Here is a 20703-nt window from a genome sequence, read left to right as displayed (position 1 = left end):
AAAGTAGCAACAAGAATTGGAGGGATTAAATATGCATATTGAAATGTGGACAGATTTTGCTTGACCATTCTGCTATATTGGCAAAAAGCGTCTGGAGGATGCTATCAAGCAGATTGACCATCCGATTGAAGTAACATATCGATGCTTCGAGTTGGATCCAACAATGGAACGTGATATAAAAGAAGATATATACGAAAAACTAGCCCAAAAATATGGGATGAGTATAGCTACTGCAAAAGCAAACACTCAAAACATGGTACAGATGGCGAAGGAAGTTGGATTAGAATATCATATGGATACTCTCATCCTTACAAACACCTTTGATGCTCACCGTTTGGCGATGTTTGCTAAAACACAGGGTTTAATGAAAGAGATGACCGAACGAATTCTTCGTGCCTATTATACCGAATCTAAGCATATTGGAGACCATGAAACATTAATGGAGTTGGCCGTAGAAGTCGGATTGAACCGGGAAGCTGTAGAAAAAATGCTTGCAAGTGATGAGATGGCTGATGTCGTTCGCACTGATGAACAAACAGCCCAACAATATGGTGTTACAGGTGTTCCATTCTACCTGATTAATAAAAAGTACGCCCTTACTGGTGCACAGCCAACTGAAGTGTTTGTGCAAGCATTGAAAAAGATCATCGCCGAAGATGAAATCACTGCTTTAAACAACCAAGATGGTGTGATATGTGATGACGATGGATGTGAAATTCCTAAAAAGTAATTAATGGTTTAATAAGCCCTAACAAGCTAATAAAGAACTAGTCTTCGAATCCTTAACGATTTGCAGACTAGTTCTTTTCTTTTCCATAACCAATGTAAGAAAGCTGCTTTGGGCAGTTAGGGAGTATGCCATCTAATAAAGGTGAATTTCGGTGCATTTCCTGAGCAAGGAAAGATTTTTTAAAAATGAAAATATGTATTGAGTTAAAACGCTTTTTTTGAAATAATTGGTAGTAATTGTTCAGACAGGATAGTGCAATTTCGTTTAATTGAAGAGGTGACAGAATGATTCACTATTTAGGAACACCCAAAATTGTAACCAACCGATTAATCCTTAGAAGGTTGGAACTGACAGATGCAGAAAGCATTTTTGACCACTGGCTTTCCGACGAACGGGTAAGCGATAATCGAATCAATCCCGCACATCAGTCAGTTTCCGAAACCATGGAGAGGGTCGCAAAGATTGTAAGTGACTATGACAGCACAGGATTCTGTTACTGGGGTATTGAACTGAAAAAGAGCGGTGAACTAATAGGAGAAATCGATCTATATGATTTTGACAATCTCACTGAAAACTGTGAGGTCAGTTATTCTCTTGGATTCAATTGGTGGAACCAGGGCTATGGAACGGAAGCGTTAAGTGCGGTTGTGGAATTTGGCTTCAGCATTATGAATATCCACAAGATATCTGCAGCACATAACACAGACAATCCAGCTTCTGGAAGAATAATGAAAAAGGTTGGAATGGAACAAGAAGGGATAATCAGACATATGATTCGAAATGCCAAAAATCAATATAAAGACTGTGCTGTTTATGGGATACTGCAAGAAGATTATCTTACAAACAATGTCGATAAGGAAACCTTTATCCTTAACTTAACCTAGATTAATAGATTACGGCCATGTTTAAGTGTTTAGCATATACTTTACTTTTTATTTGTTAAGGAGAGGTGTAGACGATGATGGATAATCGTTTTAAACATATGCCTGCAGATTACATTTGCCCTTTTTGCTTAGTAGTTAAAGGTGAAGAAGATGAAGAAAACAAGTTAGTTCAATCGAAGCAGCAAGATATTATATATAAGGACGACTATGTAACGGCACTGATCGCGACCTTATGGTGGCCGAATAATAAAGGACACGTGATTATCATACCTAATAAACACTATGAAAATATCTTTGATTTACCAATAGAGATCGCTGCTCGAATACATAAGGTATCCCAACAAATTTCTTTTGCACTAAAGGCCTGTTATGAGTGTGACGGCATATCGACTAGACAACATAACGAGCCCGGTGGAAGTCAGGATGTTTGGCACTACCATCTGCATGTTTATCCAAGGTATTTTAACGATAATCTTTATTTCACGAATGGAGATCTCAGTACCCCTAGAGAACGATCAGAGTACGCAGAAAAACTTAGAACGTGGCTTGATGCTAATATGTCTATGAGTTAAATTTTATGTATGCTCCTAGTACTTTGTGGATTAACATGGAGCATGTTCTAATTCTGATATGCAGGAGTTGACATAATGAACATTCGAGACGTTATGCTAGAAGATGAACCGATAATAAAAGAATGGTTAAATGCTCCTCAGGATTGTGAGAATGTTACAGGTAATCGCGTTTATTCTTCTGAGATGTTTTATAGTTGGTATAAAGCACATGATCAAATGGGTTATATGTTTGAAGAAGACTCAGAAAGTGTCGCATTTGGAGAGATATGGGTAGATGAGGAAGAGAAAGATTTAGAAATTGCTCATTTAGTGGTCAAGCCTTCTGCTCGTAATAGAGGGATAGGCAAAAGGTTCATTCAAAAACTTCTTGAAAAATGCAAGGATTATCCGTATGAATGGGTGTTTTTAAGAATAGAGCCTAAGAACGAGCAAGCCCTTCAGTGCTATAAAGGAGTAGGTTTTGTAGAAGATCCTAGTCTCAGGACCACCTTTAATAGCAAATGGGTTTGGATGAAAAAAAGGAATTATCGTATAGAAATCAAAAAGGACTGATCCCAGTCCTTTTTTTCGTTAAGATATTAAGTGTTTTCTTAATCCCAGCTTCCTGCAAAAATTTGTGAGGTGCGGTTATCGGTCTCTGGATGTTTCCTCATGGCAGAGTGATCTCCATACGTAGAATGAAAAAGATAAAATCGTTTTGTGACGGAAAGTTTTTGCAGGGTCCCATTGTAATCAGGGTCTTGATCTGATCCCATCGCGCTGTCGATATTCACAGCACCATCTTCAATATCTGCATAGCTCCACCAACTCAATGTTTTACCGGCTGCCTTAAATGTGCTCCGAACATGGTCATCATAATGTGAAGTAATCCCCGTTAAATGAGGAGCCTGCTTATATCCGATTAGTGACGATGGTACATCAGATGGATTAAATCCTCCGAGTAAGAAGTATTTTGTATACGGATGGCTGTTTGTAAAGGTATCACAATATGGATCATGGTCATTTGACTTCCATAAATCGCTGTCATCCCGGTCCATGTCGCCATAAAGAGAAAGATCTGACCCGAAATGAGGAGTACCGATAGTGAAGAGCCGTGCAATATTCACGCTGCCATTCTGATTTTCGATATAGTACCTCGATACGAGTCCGCCTTTGCTGTGAGCGAGTAGCTGGACAGGTGATGAGGAGGGTATAATTCCTGATGAACGAAGATCTTGGATAAACTGCCCTAAATATTGTGCTCCAAGTCCAACGTGGCCTCCCTCGTCATATTCAAATGCGAAAAGATCGACGTTTGGCGTATACCCTTGTGCCGAATCAAGCATTGCTCCAAGTTCGTTGTAATCGCTCGTTGAAGTAATAAAGTGAACATCTTTATTACCGTAAGAAAGCTGAGTTCCCGAAGAATAAGATTTTCCTGAGAAGGATTGTGTTGAACTGACATTCGCATTCGCTTTTGCTAAATCATCACTATTTGCCCACAGGTTCTCATATCCGAAAGAACCCGTAGATCCAAACAACCCGTGCAACATAATGACTGGTGTTTTTCCTGTTTCCACTGATAATGGGCGCAGTTCGTTAGTTGGGGTTATTTCATAAACAGCCATATTATCTTGATCCTTCTTATCCTTAAATGTCACGGTTTTTTTGTTTTTGTACTTTCCATTCGTATGTTTTATCGATTCAGGAAGAAGCAGATTTGGCAAGCCTTCTATTTTGGACTGTTGCGTTTCTTCATTGATTGAAAGTATTACACCTCCGCCTTGTACTTTCACGTGCCACTTGTTTTCTTTTTGAACGGCCTTTATGACGGGTGTCAACTTTCCGCTGTTTGGTTTATACGTAAACCATTTCTTCTGTTTATGGTCTCCGGGGATATCCAACTCAAATGATAGATCATTGTCAAAGGAGTGGATATACATCAGATTATCCAATTGATCAATATGTTGAAGCATGATGAAAGGATTGGTTGCTATCGTAAATTTTCGAGTGATATTGCCTTTTCCTGTAACCGTACCTGATACATGATAAGGATTAGGAGGTATGGGTACTGTTCGGGTCTCTTCTCCATCTTTCACTCCATTTCGGTTTTCATCCGGATCTTTGGGATCGCTAAAGAAATCATTCACTTCAACACCATCCGATAAGCCGTCTTCGTCAGTATCAGCATTTGCTGGATCTGTTATGTACAACAGCTGTTCATCTGAATCGGAAAGGGAATCAAAGTCTGTATCCTTCTCTAAAATAAAGGTTCCACTTTCATTTTCATCTTTGTTTGAAATACCATCCCCATCATAATCTGCATTTGGAACAAATTTCAAGCCATCGTTCGGACCTTTACCTGGTATCATCACCTCTTGATTCGATTGTGCATAGACTGGCCCTGTTAATCCTACAAAAAAACACATAAAAAGAATAATTAAACTTTTATTGAACATTTTTCCAACTCCTTTCTAAACCGATTATATGAAACCCACAACAAAATAACCCTCAGGCAATAGTAGCATCTAAGACAATAGGTTAACTGAAAATAGATCAATAGTCTTATATAATAGTGTTTGAAAGTTGGAGACTATGGTCATGTTCCATTCAAGGAGTACGAGTATAGTATTTTCCAATGAATTGTTTTCATACTAAAGAGGGCTACAGGCTTTGTTTTCTAATAAATAGTGCTTAATGGAATTAAAAATGATTGAGTTAGGCGCATGTTTTTGAAATAATTGGTATTGTTCGTTGCTTGAAAGGAGGAAAATGTGATGGAAAAAAGATTTCCTACCATTGAAACAAGTAGATTAATTTTAAGAGAAGTCACAACAGAAGATAGCAAAGATATGTTTGCATACTTATCTGATCATGATGTTGTGAAACATATGGGGTTAGAACCTTACCAAACAGTTGAAGACGTATGGGATGAAGTCGGATGGTATACATCCATATATCAAGAGGGAACCGGAATGAGATGGGGAATTACCCTGAAGAATTCTGGTAGGATTATCGGAAGCTGTGGGTTCCTTAATTGGCGTACGAAACATTTCCGAGCTGAAGTGGGCTTTGAATTAAGTAAGGATTTCTGGGGAAAGGGTATAGGAAGTGAAGCGTTGGAAGCTGTTGTTACGTATGGGTTTCAGCACCTTCAGTTAGAAAGAATTGAAGCTTTAATTGAACCTAATAATCTAGCATCACAGAAACTCGTAGAAAAACAAGGCTTTCAAAAGGAAGGATTGCTGAGACATTATGAATTTACTTGTGGAAAATTTGATGATTTATACATGTATTCAATTATAAAAGGCGATCTTGATTTTGTTTAAATATACAAAAAACCTATTTTTTAAAAGGTGAATGTTCAATGTATATCTTGAACGTGATGCAATATATAAAAAAACATGTTCAGGTTATGGAAAAGTGCTTCTCAGTATGAAAGCTTTTCGTTTGACAGATGCATATGGGATTGAATTGGAGGAGAAATGTAATGAGCGAGCTAAAGGCTTTATTTCTTAAAAGAATAGGCATCCCGGAGAATCAGGCAATTACCTTTGAAATGTTACCTAGTTTTCTCGAGAAAACAGCTATGACCATTCCCTTTGAAAATTTATCCCTTATGGAGAATAGAGCAAAAGAGATCACAAAAGAGAACTTGGTGAACAAGCTCCTTATACAAAAAGAAGGTGGTCTCTGCTATGAATTGAATTCTATTGTTTATTTCTTCTTAATTGAAAGTGGTTTTAACGCTGTTCTATCACGCGGGGTGGTCTATAATCATGTTGCACAAGAATTTGTAAAGCTAGGAAGGACGCATGTAACCATCTTAATGACTCACGAAGAGCATACGTATTTAATCGATACAGGATTTGGGATGAATTTGCCATTAAAACCAGTTCCACTATCAGGTGAGGCCGTAACTTCTAATAATGGGGAATTCCGAGTCAGAAAAGAACAGAGTGAGCATGGTGACTATGTTTTAGAAATGAAATTAAGACATAAAGACAAAGAGTGGAAAATAGGCTATGCCTTTGATTCTACCAGGCCTGTAAAGAATGTATCTGAATTTAATGAAATCCAAACCATTATCGGTGAACACGAAGATTCTCCTTTCAATAAAAATCCGTTGATTACACGACTTACGCATGAAGGAAGCTTGATCTTAACGAATACTTCATTTACACAATGGATTAATGGAAGAAGTACAAAAGAAAAAATTAATAATAAAAGATTCAAAGCGCTGTCTAGTCAGCATTTTGGAATATGAAGTCAACTGTAGAAAAAGAAACGTTTTTTGCATACATCGTGCATTCTTATTGGTTGAAAATCGAACAACACCCTTTGACATAGATGAGTCCTGATATTCATAGTCTTTATTATTGATATCTTTAGGGAGGCAATATAATGGCTTTTGAGCGAATTACACCTTATGAGGAACATCGTTTTTGGTTGGAGATCTTAGAGGACCACGCCTACTTTATTCGTGATTATTTATCTCCAAGCGAATCCAATTGGGTGGAAATGGCGAAAAAGTTTATCGTCGCTTTCGCAGAACTGAGAGTACAATTACAGCAACTTCCTGTGAATATGAAAGAATCCAATACTGAAGCGATTCATTTTTCCAAAAAAGCGTACAACCTTGCCTATGATTATTTTCAATTTGAAGGTCACTTACAACGGCTTCGAATAGAAAACAAAATTAACCTTAATTTACCTCCTTCCTACTTAAATGGTACTCTGAATGAAAATCAAGAATACTTACGTTTGCTCTCCTTTTATGTAAAGGGTCAAACTGCGCCTGCTCTTCCATTGGTAGATTTGCTTGATCTATGGCTAGAGGACCAAGTAGGTCATGCAGCCTTATTAAACCGCAGCTTAGATGGAATCGAGATTCCACTTCTTCAAAAGGCTCTACATTATAAAACCTTATTTGGTTCATTTGTGCTCCAAAATGATGCGATTAAAGGTTTTCTGCGGTTTACACCAGCCAATTTTCCTTCACAAGTACACTTTGCCCGTGAAGTTGCTGTTGCTGTTGTAGAATTTACACAGCTTGTGAAATATGTGGTTTCCTTGTATATAAATGATGAAGTGTTCAATCAAACAACATTGAGGTTTTTGGAGCATCATTTTCCAGAGGCCTGTTATTTTTTGAAAAAGCTTTCCTACTACGCACCCGATATCGAATATCCTACATGCAGCCTATCCAAACCATCCTTCCGAAGTTAATTTATAATCAATCGTTGTTTAACAACCTGAGTTTCAAAAGGGTTTATTTTGGCCTTTCTATACTGTTATTCTCATTTATAGAGACGTAACAGCGTCTATTTATGGAAAAATAAAGGAATTCAAGATAATATGGGGAATTTACTTGGTAGATACATGATTTTATCACTTAGACCGACCAGAAGTACAGAAGGCATAATATTTTTGGAGAATACATCTGCTATAGTTTTAAAGCTATCAGGTATTACAGATAATGAATTTTGAGATGAAATGTTTTATTAGGAAAAAAATAAACGATTAAATATGTTCATACGTAAGTTAAGGGGTTTCAAACTCATTATATCGGGTATCCAAAGAGTGTTGTCCATATCTTGCCATACGATCTTAGAACAGCACGTAATTCATAAAATGAAAGGGTAGATGTTTTATGCATCTTTCAAAGGGTGAATTGAATGGACACACTTTTTTGGCAAAACTCATTACTCAGTATGCCTTTATTCATAGAAAGACGATAGGTCCTGCTGCAGAGGAGTATATCCAGCAATTAGGGATAAGAACTGGTGAATGGATCGAAAGTTTTTATGATAACCCTCCGCATTGGACAGTTGAACAATATGTTCATGTTATCGTGGATTTGAAAAACTCGATCGGTGGGCATTTTGAGGTTGTCAGTGTGAATCCTGACCATGTAGTAGTTCGTGCGAAAAGGTGTCCTTTTGGGGAGGCTGTTCATGATGCCCCGCACTTATGCAGAATGACATCAAGTGTGTTTGGAGGCATCGCAGCACGCAATTTCGGTTATGGAAAAGTCACGTTGCGTAAAAGACTTGCCGTTGGAGATCCGAATTGTGAAATAGCGATATACTTTCAGCCAGATGACAGAGAAGAAGGCGACGTATATGAGAACATTCCTGTAACCCCGGAGAATGGGAATCCTTTTGCTTGGGAAGAAGAGACCATTACAATGCTTAATTATGAGTTAAAAAAAAGCGATGAAATGGTAATCAATCTCTTACAGGAACTAGAAGACTTAAAAGCAGAACTAAAACGTGTAAAATCCTAGACGTTAAAGAACAGACCCCATTAAACGAGTCTGTTCTTTTTGTTTTGTTCATTTTCGATTTTCCCATAACCAAATTCGGCTAGTGCGTGCTGTAAGTTCCCTTTAAGAACAATTTTACTAAAATCTAAGTTTAAGCTAACGGAAGTTTGAGCAATCTCAGGACTTAGACCTGTTAAGGTAGTTTTAACGCCGAGTAGCTTTAACGTTGAAACAAGCTGAAAGATTCGTTGAGCGACCATCGTATCAATATAACTGACTCCCGACAGATCAATCACGAGTGATGTGATTGCGTTTTCAATACATTGCTGTAAGGTAGACTCGAGTAAAATTTTAGCACGATTCGTATCAATTTCTCCCACCACGGGCAAAACGGCTACGCCTGGAAACAAAGGAACGACTGGAACCGATAGTTCTTGAAGAGAGAGGTGGAACTTTTCAGTCATCTCCCTATGATGTTTCACGTACGATTTGCTGTATGCTTGTACAGCATAATCAATCAGCGGATTAACCGTAGCAGAAATGTGTAATAGAGACTCTGCTGGGATGGATTGAAGAAATGCTTCCTCTTTAATATATTCCCAAATCCCTGTACGATAATAAGAAGTCCCCTCTAATGATTCATCAAGTGGTTGTCCGGATTGTACAGCTAGCAAGCCCACTTTTTCAGCCCATTCCGAGATCGTTTTCTTCTTGTCTGTGATTTTATCAGAAATGGCATCACCCAATAAACGGATGAAAGCTATCGAGTCATCTAAACCCCCAGGAGCGTTCTCAGGTAGTTGAAGGGAAACATAGGCTTCACTATTTTGTATGTTTGTCATGATCTTCTGTGCAATGTTTGCGGCATTTTCTGTTAACTTTGTACCGATTGCGATTTGATCTAAATTTTGCTTGATTTGAAGATCCATTTTGTACTCCTAATAGTTTAAGACGTTAATTTTATTGTATCAAAAATAGTTCATACATGTTTGAATTTACTGAAAAATTTTTGGAGCATGAATTAAATTAAATAGGGAGGAAGACGGGATAAGGAAGATTAAAACAAAAAAACAGGCCTCTATTGAAAGAGCCCTGTTTATCTATTATGGCTATTATGCCTTACGTACGTTAGTAGCTTGAGGTCCGCGTTGTCCTTGTTCTACTTCGAAAGTTACGTCTTGACCTTCATCTAAAGATTTGAATCCTTCGCTTTGGATAGCTGAGAAATGTACGAATACATCGTCTCCACCTTCGCGCTCGATGAAACCGAAACCTTTTTCTGCGTTAAACCATTTTACTTTACCTTGTTCCATGTTTGTTGCCTCCTGTCGTGCCAATCCGCACTAGTTAATACTATCCTTGTTCAAATAATATCAAGATAATACTCGAACAATCGAACAAAAATAATTCTTACTTATCGTAACACTTTATATTCTAATACACAAGTGAAAGTGAAAAGTACTTCTTCTTTATTTATTTCAAATGTGCTCAAAACCCCGCCAGAACAGGAAAAGCTAACTGTAATTGTACAAAAATTTGGTAAAAACGATTCATAAAACCGGTACTGCCATACTTCTTTAGTAATTAAGAACTAATACTAATAACATTTCACGATGAAGTAAAGAGCAGTTGAAGAAGCGTTTCTGGTTTTAACTTCCTTTTATTCGTGGTACATTAAAAAAAATACTAAGATAATGGCGTGATGTTATGAAAGAGGAAAACCGTGTCGTAGATCAGTGGCATCGTCCGCTTCGTGATTTGCGGATTTCTGTAACGGATCAATGCAATTTTCGTTGTACGTATTGTATGCCTAAAGAAATTTTTGATACCAATTATCCGTTTTTAACTGAACAGGAGTTGTTGTCATTTGATGAAATTGAACGGATTGCACGACAGTTTGCAAAAGCTGGTGTTGAAAAAATCCGGATTACCGGTGGAGAACCTCTATTGCGCAGGGGATTGCCTGAGTTATTAGAAAGACTTCGTATGATAGATGGAATACATGACATTGCTTTAACGACAAATGGCGTTTTGCTGCCAAAGCTTGCTAAGGATTTGAAAAGAGCGGGCATGGATCGAGTGACAGTGAGTCTAGATACGCTAGATGAGGCTCTTTTCGGTAAAATAAATGGACGTGGAGTAGGTGTTCAGCCTATTCTAAAGGGAATTGACGCTGCACAGGAAGCTGGTCTTCAAGTCAAAATCAATATGATGGTTAAAAAGGGTGTCAACGACCAAGAGATTTTGCCGATGGCCCGTTATTTTAAAAATACATCACATGTGCTTCGTTTTATCGAATACATGGATGTTGGGAACTCAAATGACTGGAACAGAGAAGAAGTGCTTACAAAGAATCAAATCGTAAACCTAATCGGAAAAGAGCATCCTCTTGAACCTGTTCCTGGCCATTATTTCGGTGAGGTCGCAAAAAGGTATCGTTATAGGGATGGTACGGGAGAAATCGGGATTATTTCTTCTATTAGTGATTCGTTTTGTTCTACATGCACACGGGCAAGGCTGTCTGCCGATGGAAAAGTCTACACCTGTTTATTTGCCGCAAAAGGCACGGATTTCAAACACTACATTCGTTCTGGTGTGACAGACGAAGACATCTACGAGCGAGTTTTACGCACATGGGCGTATCGGATTGACCGATATTCAGATGAAAGAAGAGATCAAACTGCTGCTGATCGGAGAAAAAAAATAGAGATGTCATACATTGGAGGCTGATCCTATCAGTCTCTTTTTTGTTTTGTGATTTTTTCAAAATAAAGGATGGGATTAATGATGATTTTCATTCATAAAGATACACACATAGGCAATGTAACTAACTGGGATAAAGATTTATAAAATTGCCGTACCTCCTTTTGAAGGGCTTCAAGATAATCTTGTGCCTTTTACTACGGAAGAGAATAAGTTATAAGCAACCGATCCATCCGGGAACGGAATGGTCTTTAAACAGGGACAAAGAATGGTTTACGACATGCAGATTTAAGGGAATGATTACTATACGAAATCTCTAAAAATTTGTGAGTAAAGAAGGGACCCTTATGAAAAAGAGTGCTTGGATGAAGATAACGTTTCTTCTAGCGGTTGTGATGATATTTTTAGCGCTCAACCACTATGTTTTCATGGTTTCCCCTATGTCTTTACGTGACTTGGTCCTTTCTTTTGGCATGATTGCACCTTTTATCTTTATCGCCATAAACGTGATCCGCCCTCTGACTCTTTTTCCGATATCTGTATTATCCCTTGCAGGCGGATTGGCTTTTGGGGCATTATGGGGAACGATCTATACGGTTTTCAGTGCTACGATAGGAGCGATCCTTTCTTTTTATATGGCAAAACATCTCGGCTCACGGATGCTGAAAAAGAAAACGACAGTCTCATTAAGAATGGAACTGTGGCAAAAACAGATGAAGGAAAAAGGTTTTTTTTATATCTTATTGCTCCGGATCATTCCTGTTTTGAACTTTGATCTCGTGAGCTATGCAGCGGGCATTTCCAAATTAAAGCTTCGTTCTTATATTTTTGCGACGATGCTAGGTGTATTGCCAGGAACGTTAGCCTATAACTTATTAGGCGACAGTTTTATTAAAGGAGATGGAGCAGTAATGGCTCTTGCTGTTGGATTGGTGATAGGAGCAGCATGTATTCCTATTCTTCTAAAACAAATGCGATACATTCCCCGATCCCTGCATCATCATAAAGAAGATAACGCTTAGTTAATACTAGGTTTTTTTATAAAACAAAAATATCTTTTTCTTAAGTTAAGCACAATACTTGTTCTTTAATTATAATTATTATAAACTAGTATTGAATGTAAATAAAAATATAAACAACTGTTTAACTTTCGGAGGGATTTAATTGAAATTACGTGAACAAATGCCTGAGCTAGATGGAGCTACGGCTTGGCTGAATGATGAAGTGATAAAGGAAGAGCTAGTAGGAGAAAAAGCAACACTGATTCATTTTTGGTCAGTAAGCTGTGGATTATGTAAAGAGGCAATGCCAGACGTTAATGAACTACGTGATGAATATGAAGATAGCTTGAATGTCGTTGCCGTTCATATGCCTCGTTCTGAAGGAGATCTTGAGATGAGTGTGATTGAACAAATGGCAATCGGTCATGACATCACACAGCCGATCTACGTAGATAGTGAACATAAGCTTACAGATCTTTTTGAAAATAAGTATGTCCCTGCCTATTATGTGTTTGATAAAGAAGGAAAGCTTCGCCACTTCCAAGCTGGAGGAAGCGGAATGGACATGCTTCGGAAGCGATTAAACCGTGTACTAAACGAAGAAACAAAGTAGGAGGCTAATGATATGAATACCATTCAAGAAGTACTAAACAGACAAGTAGCGAACTGGAACGTATTGTTTGTAAAACTGCATAATTATCATTGGTACGTAAAAGGTCCTCATTTCTTTACTCTTCATGAAAAGTTTGAAGAGCTTTACAATGAGGCGGCAACAAACATTGATGAATTAGCAGAGCGACTGCTCGTTCTAAAAGGAACACCAGTAGCGACGATGAAAGAGTATTTAGATTCTTCAACTGTTGAGGAAGCTCGGGGAGCAGAAACGGCTGAAGAGATGGTTCATAGCGTAATAAGTGATTTTGAACATTTGATTGCCGAGATGAAAGAAGGCATGGAAATTACAGAACGAGAAGGCGACGAGGTAACACATGACATGCTGCTTTCGGTTCGTGAAAGTCTTGCTAAACATAATTGGATGCTAAGAGCGTTTGTAAGCTAGATCAAGCGAGTGACTTCGGTCGCTCGTTTTTTATTTACAAGAAACAATCAGTTTATTTGTAAAAAAATTTTGCAAATTATTTAAAAAGGTTTACTATTAATATAGAAAGTAATCACAAAAATAAAAAAATGAGGCGGTGAAGTGATGAGTACTTCTAACGGGGATACGTTAGTGATGGATTCAAGAGAAATGTATCGGCAAATCGTCGAATATTCTTTTGAAACAACGATCATCCATGCCGATCATAAAGTATTATATATTAATCAAAGTGGTGCGGATTTTTTAAGAAGTAATAAAGAATCGATCATTGGGGCTAATGTATTAGATATTTTTTTAGAGGATGCAAAATCATCAATTGAGGAAAGAATTAGGCTCAATATAGAACATAATATAATAGGAGAGCTTATTGAACTAAAGGTTATGAGATTTGATGGTACTTTAGTTGATGTAGAATTGTATTGTCATCCTGTTCAATTTGGTCAACAAAAAGCGGTTCAGTCAATCTTAAGGGATATTACACCTCGCATTGAAGCTGAGAAGAAGCTGAAAAAGCTTATGAATGAGGTATCAACACCAATCGTACCGGTTTCAGATGGCATTTCTGTTATTCCTCTTGTAGGTTCAATAGATGAAGATAAAGCGATACAGCTCTTAGATTTTATACCATCAAAAATACAAAATGAAAACCTCAACTATCTTATTCTTGATTTCTCAGGAACGTATAATTTGGATGAAACGGTTGTAGATTTTTTATTTAAGATTAATTCTATTATGAAGCTATTAGGAATTCGTCCGATCCTCACTGGTATCCGCCCAGAACTCGCTTATAAAGCCGTTGAAATGGGTCAGGATTTTTCTTCCATCAAAACGATGAAAAACGTGAAGGAAGCACTGCGAATATTAAAGTAAATCAAAGAAAAGAAAGCCCCGATGCTGACAAGCAATTCGGGGCTTTTGCTATTATTTTGTGAGGATGTGTTGATTTAGTTCAACTTCTTTAATATGTGCAATCGGCATTAAGATTTCCTGCGGCTGAAACGGTCTTAGTGTTTCCCCTCTTTCAATCATTAATGGCAGATCGGGATTAGCTAAAGCACCTGTACCGATGCTGATGAGGTCAGCGTGATTATCTTTGATGAGCTTTTCTGCCTTTTCCTCGTCGTGAAGCATGCCGTTGGCGATGATTGGTTTACCTTTGGAATACGTTTTTGCCGCTTGCGCTAACGATTTCGTACCTTCACCAAAGGTAGGAGCCGTTCCATCCTTATCCGTTACGTGGATATAATCTAAATCTGTATTGCCTAAAGTAGAGAAGATAAGTTCAGCATCTTTTTCTCCATTCGGCCATTTATATAGTTGATCAGATACTTTTCCTTGTGAGATACGAATTCCTACTGTGAAATCAGGACTCGTTGCCTCTCTAACAGCCTCGATGATCTTCACAAAAAGTGTAAGAGCTTTTTCGATGGTAGGACCGAACTCGTCTTCGCGTTTGTTCAAATACTCGGTTAAAAATTCATCAAGCAAATAGCCGTTAGCTCCGTGTATTTCTACTCCGTCAAACCCAGCTTGTTGTGCGTTATGAGCTGATGCCGCAAAGGATCTGATCACTTGTTGAATGTCTTTTTCATCCATAGCTTTTGGTGTTTTAAAAGGACCTGAGCCATGATAAAAACCTAATTGTTCTCCTTTTGGGGCGATGTCTGATGGTGCGATCGTTGTTTCTGTGTAGGAGTTTCCTTGATTCTGCCCCCCAGCATGCATCAATTGAGCGATCATTTTTGCACCGTTTTCTTTTACTGGACGCAACACGGTTTTCCACGCTTCAACGTGTTCAGAAGTAGCGAGACCTGGTTGGTTTAAATAGCCTTGGCTGTGAAGGGTATCGGTATAGATTCCTTCAGAAATCACCATGGCAAACCCGCCTTTTGCAAATCGTTCATAATATTGAGCCATTGTTTCGTTTGCAGTGCCATCGTCATCAGCACTTATTCGAGTCATTGGCGCTACAATATATCTGTTTTTCAATTGAAGTGAACCGAGTGAAAATGAAGAGAAAACTTGTTTTGTCATGGTATTTGTCAAACCTCCCAAAAGTAAGTAAATAATTTTTTCTTTGTAAAAGGTATCACACATTACAAAGCCCTTCAAATATAATGCTTCCATTGCTGCTTCTTTATTTTCCACATTAAAGTATGAATTATTTACAGAGTGTACAAGATTGTAAAGTTAAACTTGGTGTATTTATGATACAATCAGTAAGTATGCATTTTTGCACGACATTCATATAGGTTGAATACATTTATGGAGGCTGAATCATAAAGTCAGCTTTAGTTTTATATAAAAGGAGAGAATTCTACATGATTACTGTTACTAACGTTGGTCTTCGTTACGGCGACCGCAAGCTGTTTGAAGACGTTAATATAAAGTTCACGCCAGGAAACTGTTACGGTTTAATTGGTGCGAACGGTGCGGGGAAATCTACATTCTTAAAAATCCTTTCAGGTGAGATCGAGGCTCAGACGGGTGATGTTCATATGACTCCAGGTGAGCGACTTGCTGTGTTAAAGCAGAACCACTTTGAATATGAAGATCAAGAAGTTTTACAAACGGTTATTATGGGGCATGCCCGTCTTTACGAAGTGATGCAAGAGAAAGATGCGATCTATATGAAAGCTGATTTTTCTGATGAAGACGGAATCCGTGCTGCAGAACTTGAAGGTGAATTCGCTGAGCTTAACGGTTGGGAAGCGGAATCGGAAGCGGCAATCCTTCTAAAAGGTCTCGGAATTAAAGAAGACCTTCATACGAAAAAACTCGCAGACATTACAGGTTCTGATAAAGTGAAAGTGTTGCTTGCGCAAGCTCTTTTTGGCAAGCCAGATGTCCTGTTGCTTGATGAGCCTACCAACCACTTGGATCTACAAGCGATTCAATGGCTGGAAGAGTTCTTGATCAACTTTGAAAATACCGTTATTGTTGTTTCCCATGACCGTCACTTCCTAAACAAAGTGTGTACACACATGGCCGATCTTGATTTTGGTAAAATTCAGATCTATGTTGGGAACTATGATTTCTGGTATGAATCTTCGCAGCTTGCTCAACGCATGGCGCAAGATCAGAACAAGAAAAAAGAAGAGAAGATTAAAGAACTTCAGGCGTTCGTTGCTCGTTTTAGTGCAAATGCCTCTAAATCGAAACAAGCGACTTCTCGTAAAAAGCTTTTAGATAAAATTTCTTTGGATGACATCAGACCTTCATCACGTAAATACCCGTACGTTCAATTTGGCATCAACCGTGAGATCGGAAACGACCTTCTTCGCGTTGATGGATTAACGAAAACGATAGACGGCGTAAAAGTGCTTGATAACGTGAGCTTTATCGTGAATAAAGACGATAAGATCGCTTTTGTTGGTAAAGAAGAAATTGCAATCACGACGTTGTTCAAGATTTTGATGGGTGAGATGGAAGCGGACAGTGGCACATACAAGTGGGGCGTAACAACTTCACATGCCTACTTCCCGCGTGATAACTCGAAGTATTTTAATGGCAACGAACCTACTCTTGTTGAGTGGCTGCGCCAATACTCACCAGAAGATCAAACGGAAAGCTTCCTTCGCGGGTTCCTTGGACGAATGCTGTTCTCTGGCGAAGAAGTAATGAAAAAGCCATCTGTATTATCTGGTGGAGAAAAAGTACGCTGTATGCTTTCGAAGATGATGCTGAGTGGATCAAACGTACTATTGATGGATGATCCGACGAACCACTTGGATCTTGAATCGATCACCGCGTTAAACAACGGTTTAATCGCATATAAAGGTTCATTGCTGTTCACATCACATGACCATCAGTTCGTTCAAACAATTGCAAACCGCATTATTGAAATTACGCCTAAGGGCATTCTTGATAAGCAAATGCCATATGACGAATTTTTAGCAAATGACGAAATGAAAAAGCAGCGCCAAATGATGTATCAATAATAAAAAAGGAAGGAGTGCTGAATCTTAACAGATGCGGCACTCCTTTTTTATAAGGATTATGCAGGGGGTGAATGTATTGGAGCGTTTTACAGAAAACGTAGTAGCCATCATTAAAGACATTCCTAGCGGGAAGGTGATGTCGTATGGGCAGATCGCAAAAGCAGCGGGAAGTCCACGAGGAGCGAGACAAGTGGTTCGCATTCTTCATTCGATGAGTAAAAAGCACAAACTGCCTTGGTATCGGGTTATTAATGTAAAAGGCGAGATTGGTGTTCAAGACGAAGAGTTATTCTTTACGCAAAAAGCTTTGTTGGAGGGTGAAGGTGTAAAGGTTTCAGGAAAAGGCAGGATCAATCTTGATGCCTATCGATTTGATCCGCATTTAGAGATAAACAAATTGTGAGTCTTATACAAACAAATTGGTGACGATTCTTACATGGGAAGAATCGTTTTTTGATAAGGACCTGTTAGATAATAAGTTTTACTTTTTTGATTTAGGGCAAAATAGGAAAGATGTCTTAAGATGTATGGTTGGGAAAACCCCTACACTCATTTTGCTTTTTTGAGAGGATTTGAAAATGTTTAAGGTGAATCAGTTTGATCATTTGATGAAGAAATATACGAGAATGTCAGAAAGAGAATTGTCTCATACGGTGCAATCTAATTTGTGGTTTACACCTGTACTCTATGTGTTTTTATCCTTTTTGTTAGTGGGTGGTGCATTAACGGCAGACTTGAAATATGATTTAGGAACAAACATGCGGCCTTTTTTTGCTGTGGATTATGGACTGACTCTTGCACTGGTCGGTACACTTACTGCTGCAATTCTCACATTAACAACGTTCACCTTCAACTTGATTCTTGTTGTTTTTACGACGTTTTCTGGCCAGTTCTCACCACGCATGTTGAAAAATTTTATTGCCAGTAAAGCTACTCAGCGTGTCCTTGGAATCTTTACATCAAGTTTTATTTATATGCTATTATCTTTTTTGTTTTTGAATAAACGAATCGCTGCCTATTATTTTGCAATTCCTGTCTTAGCTACCATCATCGCAGCGCTATCGATTGGAACGTTTATCTTTTTTATTAATCATGCTGTTGCTTGGCTCCAAGTTAACCAAATGACATATGACATGAAAAAAGAAGCCTTATACATTGTGAAAAATGCATTAAAAGATGAATTAGATATGCATCGAGTAGACGATTTAAACAGCATCGACCATAAAATATGTGAGACTCAAGGGACAATGATTCTAGCTAGAAAGTCTGGATATATTCAACTTGTGGACTTTACAAGTATGATTGAGGAAGCTCAAAAAGACGACATTGTTATCAGGCTAGAATATACGATTGGAAGCTATGTATTTGCATCAACACCGATTATCACGTATTGGAAAAAAAGCGAAAAAGAAATCGAGGAGGAAAAATTCCTTTCCTTTTTTAGCATTCGAAGACGTCAGACGGAAGTTCAAGATATTGAATTCAGTATTAATAAACTGGTAGAAGTCGCGATAAGGTCATTAGGACATTATGACCCTAAAACAGCAACAAATGCGATTTATCAGCTTGGCGAGGTCCTTGCTGCTATTTCACGAGGTGCGAACTTTTCTAGCTACTTGATGGATAAGGAGAATAACCTTAGAGTGGTCTTACAGGAAAGAGATTTTAATCATTATTTATATAACGGTCTCGGTTATATCAGACACTATGCAAAAGAAAATGTCATTATCTCTACTGAAATATTGAAGGTTTTAGATTTGATGGCAAAATCTCTGAATAAGCGAGATTATAAGGCGGTTTGGGAATTTGGCGTGTACACAGCAAACGGTTTTGAGGATCTGTTTTTATTTAAACTAGACTACCAGCAATTTTATAAAGCGTTGTATAATCTTGCGGTTACGACAAACCATGAAAAAGAATATGAAGCGTTCAGGGAGAATAGGAAAAAGAGGAATAGCTTTGGAATGGAATGAATACAGATTTGAAATGGACTGAATACAAAAACGGCTTGGAGAAATCTCCAAGCTGTTTTCCGTTTTTACAGTTGTTTTAATGCTGTTCGTACCTCCTCAATAGAATGATAAGGTTCATCCAATTGAAGCATTTTTCGAAGGACTGATTGTAGAGATTTTGATAGGTCTAGTTCTTCTTCCCAGCTTCTCTCTTGTTTAGATTGAGGCACATACGAAGAATAAAGAAGAAAGAGTGCAAAGTGACCAAGGGCGAAAATATCACTTTTAACGGTGACCGCTCGCATGTGAGCTTTTTCCGGATGATCAGGTGGTTCCGAATCCTCAGAATCAGTTAAGTAACAGGCAAGGCCAAAGTCTACGACATGCAGCTTTCCATGACGTTCAATGATGTTTGGAATGCGCAAATCGCGGTGAAGGATACCGTTTTGATGAAAATGATCTATTATCGTTAACAGCTTAAGTAAGATAGCAATCGTTTCTTTTTCACTGTATTGGTGATGGTCACGAAAAATAAGATCTTCGAACGTGTCGCCCTGGATCCATTCCATCACAATAAAATGTCCATCATCATCATGGAACTTCTGAAGTAATGTTGGGACCTGAGGATGCTCTAACTCTTGCAGGATTCGGGCTTCTTTTTCAAAGGAAGCCAGCCCGCCTTCGATTTTCGCTTTCGAGGGCCGAAGCTGTTTTACGACAACAGTATGTTTTGTAATCTCATCTTGTGCCAAATAGGTTATTCCATAACTCCCCATCCCAAGCACGTATTCGATACGATAGCGTTTATGGATAAGGGAGTTAAGCGGTAATGGTCTGTCATAAATCGCTCTTTGAAGAGTTTTCCAAAATTCAGTAATCATCCGTAATTAGTGGAGGAGATTATTAGCTGCTAAAAAAGCTGCTTTTAGATTTTTTCTTATAATGTTTATGACCATAACCGCCATAATGCTTCTTCTTTCCAAAATCACTGCTGCTGTACTTGTTATAGCTTTTCTTGTATTTGTAACCGGAACTGCCGTATTTATTATGGCTTTTTAAACCTAATAAAGATTTAAGCAATTTCATTAACATTCCAAATCATCTCCTTTAAAAGATTCATTGCTATTGTTATTCGCATGTTGTATTCAATATCCTACTGTACGTTTCCTTAAACAGAAAGTTTCGTTGGGAAATGGGGACTGACCCCCAACAATTTATTTCCCATAACAATTTTCTTGTTTTTGTATAGGGAGTTTTGTTAAATTTAGAGAGGTATAGATGAACGTTTACAAAAGATGTGTTTTGGGATGTTCTATTGAGAGGGGTCAATTGTTTCATGTTGGAGTATGTTTTTGCAGCTCTATTGCCTGTGTTCTTATTGCTGTTATTTAACAGAGTTCTATTTTCAAAGTATGTACCGCTAGGGATTACGATATTAATCTTGGTTTTTGGTTTTGATGGTCTTCATCAACCGTTGCCTCTCCAGATCATTGGTGGTCTTTTTACAATTGTAGGTTTTTTTCTTGGATTGAAAATCCACAATAAACAAAGAAGAAAAGTAAAATAAAACGATA

23 protein-coding genes are annotated in these 20703 nt (G+C 38.1%); 17 read left to right on the top strand and 6 right to left on the bottom strand.

From position 1 onward, the window contains the following. Nucleotides 1-76: 76 nt before the first annotated feature. The 4 genes from KUV80_RS09575 to KUV80_RS09560 all read left to right on the top strand — a co-directional run bounded on the left by KUV80_RS09575 (nt 77) and on the right by KUV80_RS09560 (nt 2738). Entirely contained in the window at nt 77-730 is a 654-nt protein-coding gene (locus tag KUV80_RS09575; RefSeq protein ID WP_338083496.1) for a DsbA family oxidoreductase, read from the top strand. A 284-nt stretch (nt 731-1014) separates the two neighbouring features. Continuing rightward, entirely contained in the window at nt 1015-1614 is a 600-nt protein-coding gene (locus KUV80_RS09570; RefSeq protein ID WP_222462493.1) for a GNAT family N-acetyltransferase, read from the top strand. 77 nt (nt 1615-1691) lie between these two features. Next, on the top strand, nt 1692-2186 hold the full coding sequence (locus KUV80_RS09565) for an HIT family protein (protein ID WP_222462492.1): 495 nt from the start codon (nt 1692-1694) through the stop codon (nt 2184-2186). A 75-nt stretch (nt 2187-2261) separates the two neighbouring features. After that, nucleotides 2262-2738: a GNAT family N-acetyltransferase gene (locus KUV80_RS09560; RefSeq protein ID WP_222462491.1), complete on the top strand. Its 477-nt coding sequence runs from the start codon at nt 2262-2264 to the stop codon at nt 2736-2738. Nucleotides 2739-2776: 38 nt separating this feature from the next. Here KUV80_RS09560 and KUV80_RS09555 read toward each other — a convergent pair whose 3' ends face one another. Beyond that, nucleotides 2777-4624: an esterase/lipase family protein gene (locus KUV80_RS09555; protein ID WP_222462490.1), complete on the bottom strand. Its 1848-nt coding sequence runs from the start codon at nt 4622-4624 to the stop codon at nt 2777-2779. A 318-nt stretch (nt 4625-4942) separates the two neighbouring features. Here KUV80_RS09555 and KUV80_RS09550 point away from each other — a divergent pair, with 318 nt between their 5' ends. From KUV80_RS09550 to KUV80_RS09535, 4 genes are all read left to right on the top strand, one after another. After that, nucleotides 4943-5494: a GNAT family N-acetyltransferase gene (locus KUV80_RS09550; protein WP_222462489.1), complete on the top strand. Its 552-nt coding sequence runs from the start codon at nt 4943-4945 to the stop codon at nt 5492-5494. Nucleotides 5495-5655: 161 nt separating this feature from the next. Next, nucleotides 5656-6432 (top strand): arylamine N-acetyltransferase family protein, encoded by a 777-nt coding sequence (locus KUV80_RS09545; protein WP_222462488.1) that lies wholly within the window; start codon nt 5656-5658, stop codon nt 6430-6432. Between the two features lie 137 nt (nt 6433-6569). Continuing rightward, entirely contained in the window at nt 6570-7394 is an 825-nt protein-coding gene (locus KUV80_RS09540; RefSeq protein WP_222462487.1) for a DUF2935 domain-containing protein, read from the top strand. A 424-nt stretch (nt 7395-7818) separates the two neighbouring features. Continuing rightward, nucleotides 7819-8454, top strand: coding sequence for a methanogen output domain 1-containing protein (locus tag KUV80_RS09535; protein WP_222462486.1), 636 nt, complete (start codon nt 7819-7821; stop codon nt 8452-8454). 20 nt (nt 8455-8474) lie between these two features. Here the strand turns inward: KUV80_RS09535 and KUV80_RS09530 are convergent, their stop codons facing one another. Both KUV80_RS09530 and KUV80_RS09525 read right to left on the bottom strand, forming a co-directional pair. Then, complete coding sequence (locus KUV80_RS09530) at nt 8475-9362, bottom strand: STAS domain-containing protein (RefSeq protein ID WP_222462485.1); 888 nt, start codon at nt 9360-9362, stop codon at nt 8475-8477. A 183-nt stretch (nt 9363-9545) separates the two neighbouring features. Further along, nucleotides 9546-9746 (bottom strand): cold-shock protein, encoded by a 201-nt coding sequence (locus KUV80_RS09525; RefSeq protein ID WP_066292711.1) that lies wholly within the window; start codon nt 9744-9746, stop codon nt 9546-9548. Between the two features lie 394 nt (nt 9747-10140). Here KUV80_RS09525 and moaA point away from each other — a divergent pair, with 394 nt between their 5' ends. The 5 genes from moaA (at nt 10141) to KUV80_RS09500 (ending at nt 14106) form a co-directional block, all read left to right on the top strand. Next, a complete protein-coding gene (gene moaA, locus KUV80_RS09520) occupies nt 10141-11163 on the top strand; it encodes a GTP 3',8-cyclase MoaA (protein WP_222462484.1) in 1023 nt (340 codons plus the stop codon). A 320-nt stretch (nt 11164-11483) separates the two neighbouring features. After that, a complete protein-coding gene (locus tag KUV80_RS09515) occupies nt 11484-12158 on the top strand; it encodes a TVP38/TMEM64 family protein (RefSeq protein WP_222462483.1) in 675 nt (224 codons plus the stop codon). Nucleotides 12159-12300: 142 nt separating this feature from the next. Then, nucleotides 12301-12750 (top strand): TlpA family protein disulfide reductase, encoded by a 450-nt coding sequence (locus tag KUV80_RS09510; RefSeq protein WP_222462482.1) that lies wholly within the window; start codon nt 12301-12303, stop codon nt 12748-12750. A 12-nt stretch (nt 12751-12762) separates the two neighbouring features. Beyond that, nucleotides 12763-13197 carry a Dps family protein gene (locus KUV80_RS09505; protein WP_222462481.1) on the top strand — a complete coding sequence of 145 codons (435 nt, stop codon included), beginning with the start codon at nt 12763-12765 and terminating at the stop codon, nt 13195-13197. A 144-nt stretch (nt 13198-13341) separates the two neighbouring features. Next, nucleotides 13342-14106 (top strand): PAS domain S-box protein, encoded by a 765-nt coding sequence (locus tag KUV80_RS09500; protein ID WP_222462480.1) that lies wholly within the window; start codon nt 13342-13344, stop codon nt 14104-14106. A gap of 51 nt (nt 14107-14157) precedes the next feature. On the opposite strand, the gene KUV80_RS09495 is transcribed toward KUV80_RS09500, so the two are convergent. Further along, nucleotides 14158-15270: an NADH:flavin oxidoreductase gene (locus tag KUV80_RS09495; RefSeq protein ID WP_222462479.1), complete on the bottom strand. Its 1113-nt coding sequence runs from the start codon at nt 15268-15270 to the stop codon at nt 14158-14160. Between the two features lie 287 nt (nt 15271-15557). Between KUV80_RS09495 and KUV80_RS09490 the strand changes: the two genes are divergently transcribed. The 3 genes from KUV80_RS09490 (at nt 15558) to KUV80_RS09480 (ending at nt 19150) form a co-directional block, all read left to right on the top strand. Further along, nucleotides 15558-17177: an ABC-F family ATP-binding cassette domain-containing protein gene (locus KUV80_RS09490; protein ID WP_222462478.1), complete on the top strand. Its 1620-nt coding sequence runs from the start codon at nt 15558-15560 to the stop codon at nt 17175-17177. A gap of 76 nt (nt 17178-17253) precedes the next feature. Next, a complete protein-coding gene (locus KUV80_RS09485; protein ID WP_425308567.1) occupies nt 17254-17580 on the top strand; it encodes an MGMT family protein in 327 nt (108 codons plus the stop codon). A gap of 175 nt (nt 17581-17755) precedes the next feature. Then, nucleotides 17756-19150 (top strand): DUF2254 domain-containing protein, encoded by a 1395-nt coding sequence (locus tag KUV80_RS09480; RefSeq protein ID WP_246625144.1) that lies wholly within the window; start codon nt 17756-17758, stop codon nt 19148-19150. A gap of 65 nt (nt 19151-19215) precedes the next feature. Here the strand turns inward: KUV80_RS09480 and KUV80_RS09475 are convergent, their stop codons facing one another. Next, nucleotides 19216-20010 (bottom strand): serine/threonine protein kinase, encoded by a 795-nt coding sequence (locus KUV80_RS09475; RefSeq protein WP_222462476.1) that lies wholly within the window; start codon nt 20008-20010, stop codon nt 19216-19218. 22 nt (nt 20011-20032) lie between these two features. Next, entirely contained in the window at nt 20033-20221 is a 189-nt protein-coding gene (locus KUV80_RS09470; RefSeq protein ID WP_222462475.1) for a hypothetical protein, read from the bottom strand. A gap of 244 nt (nt 20222-20465) precedes the next feature. On the opposite strand from KUV80_RS09470, the gene KUV80_RS09465 reads away from it, so the two are divergent. Further along, the gene (locus KUV80_RS09465; protein ID WP_222462474.1) at nt 20466-20696 is read left to right on the top strand and encodes a DUF2198 family protein; all 231 of its coding nucleotides are present in this window, start codon (nt 20466-20468) and stop codon (nt 20694-20696) included. Nucleotides 20697-20703 lie beyond the last annotated feature (7 nt).

The sequence above is a fragment of the Fictibacillus nanhaiensis genome (assembly GCF_019801215.1).
GTDB lineage: Bacteria > Bacillota > Bacilli > Bacillales > Fictibacillaceae > Fictibacillus > Fictibacillus nanhaiensis_C.
Note: the sequence above shows the minus strand (reverse complement) of the source record. Positions and strands in the feature narration are given on the sequence as shown.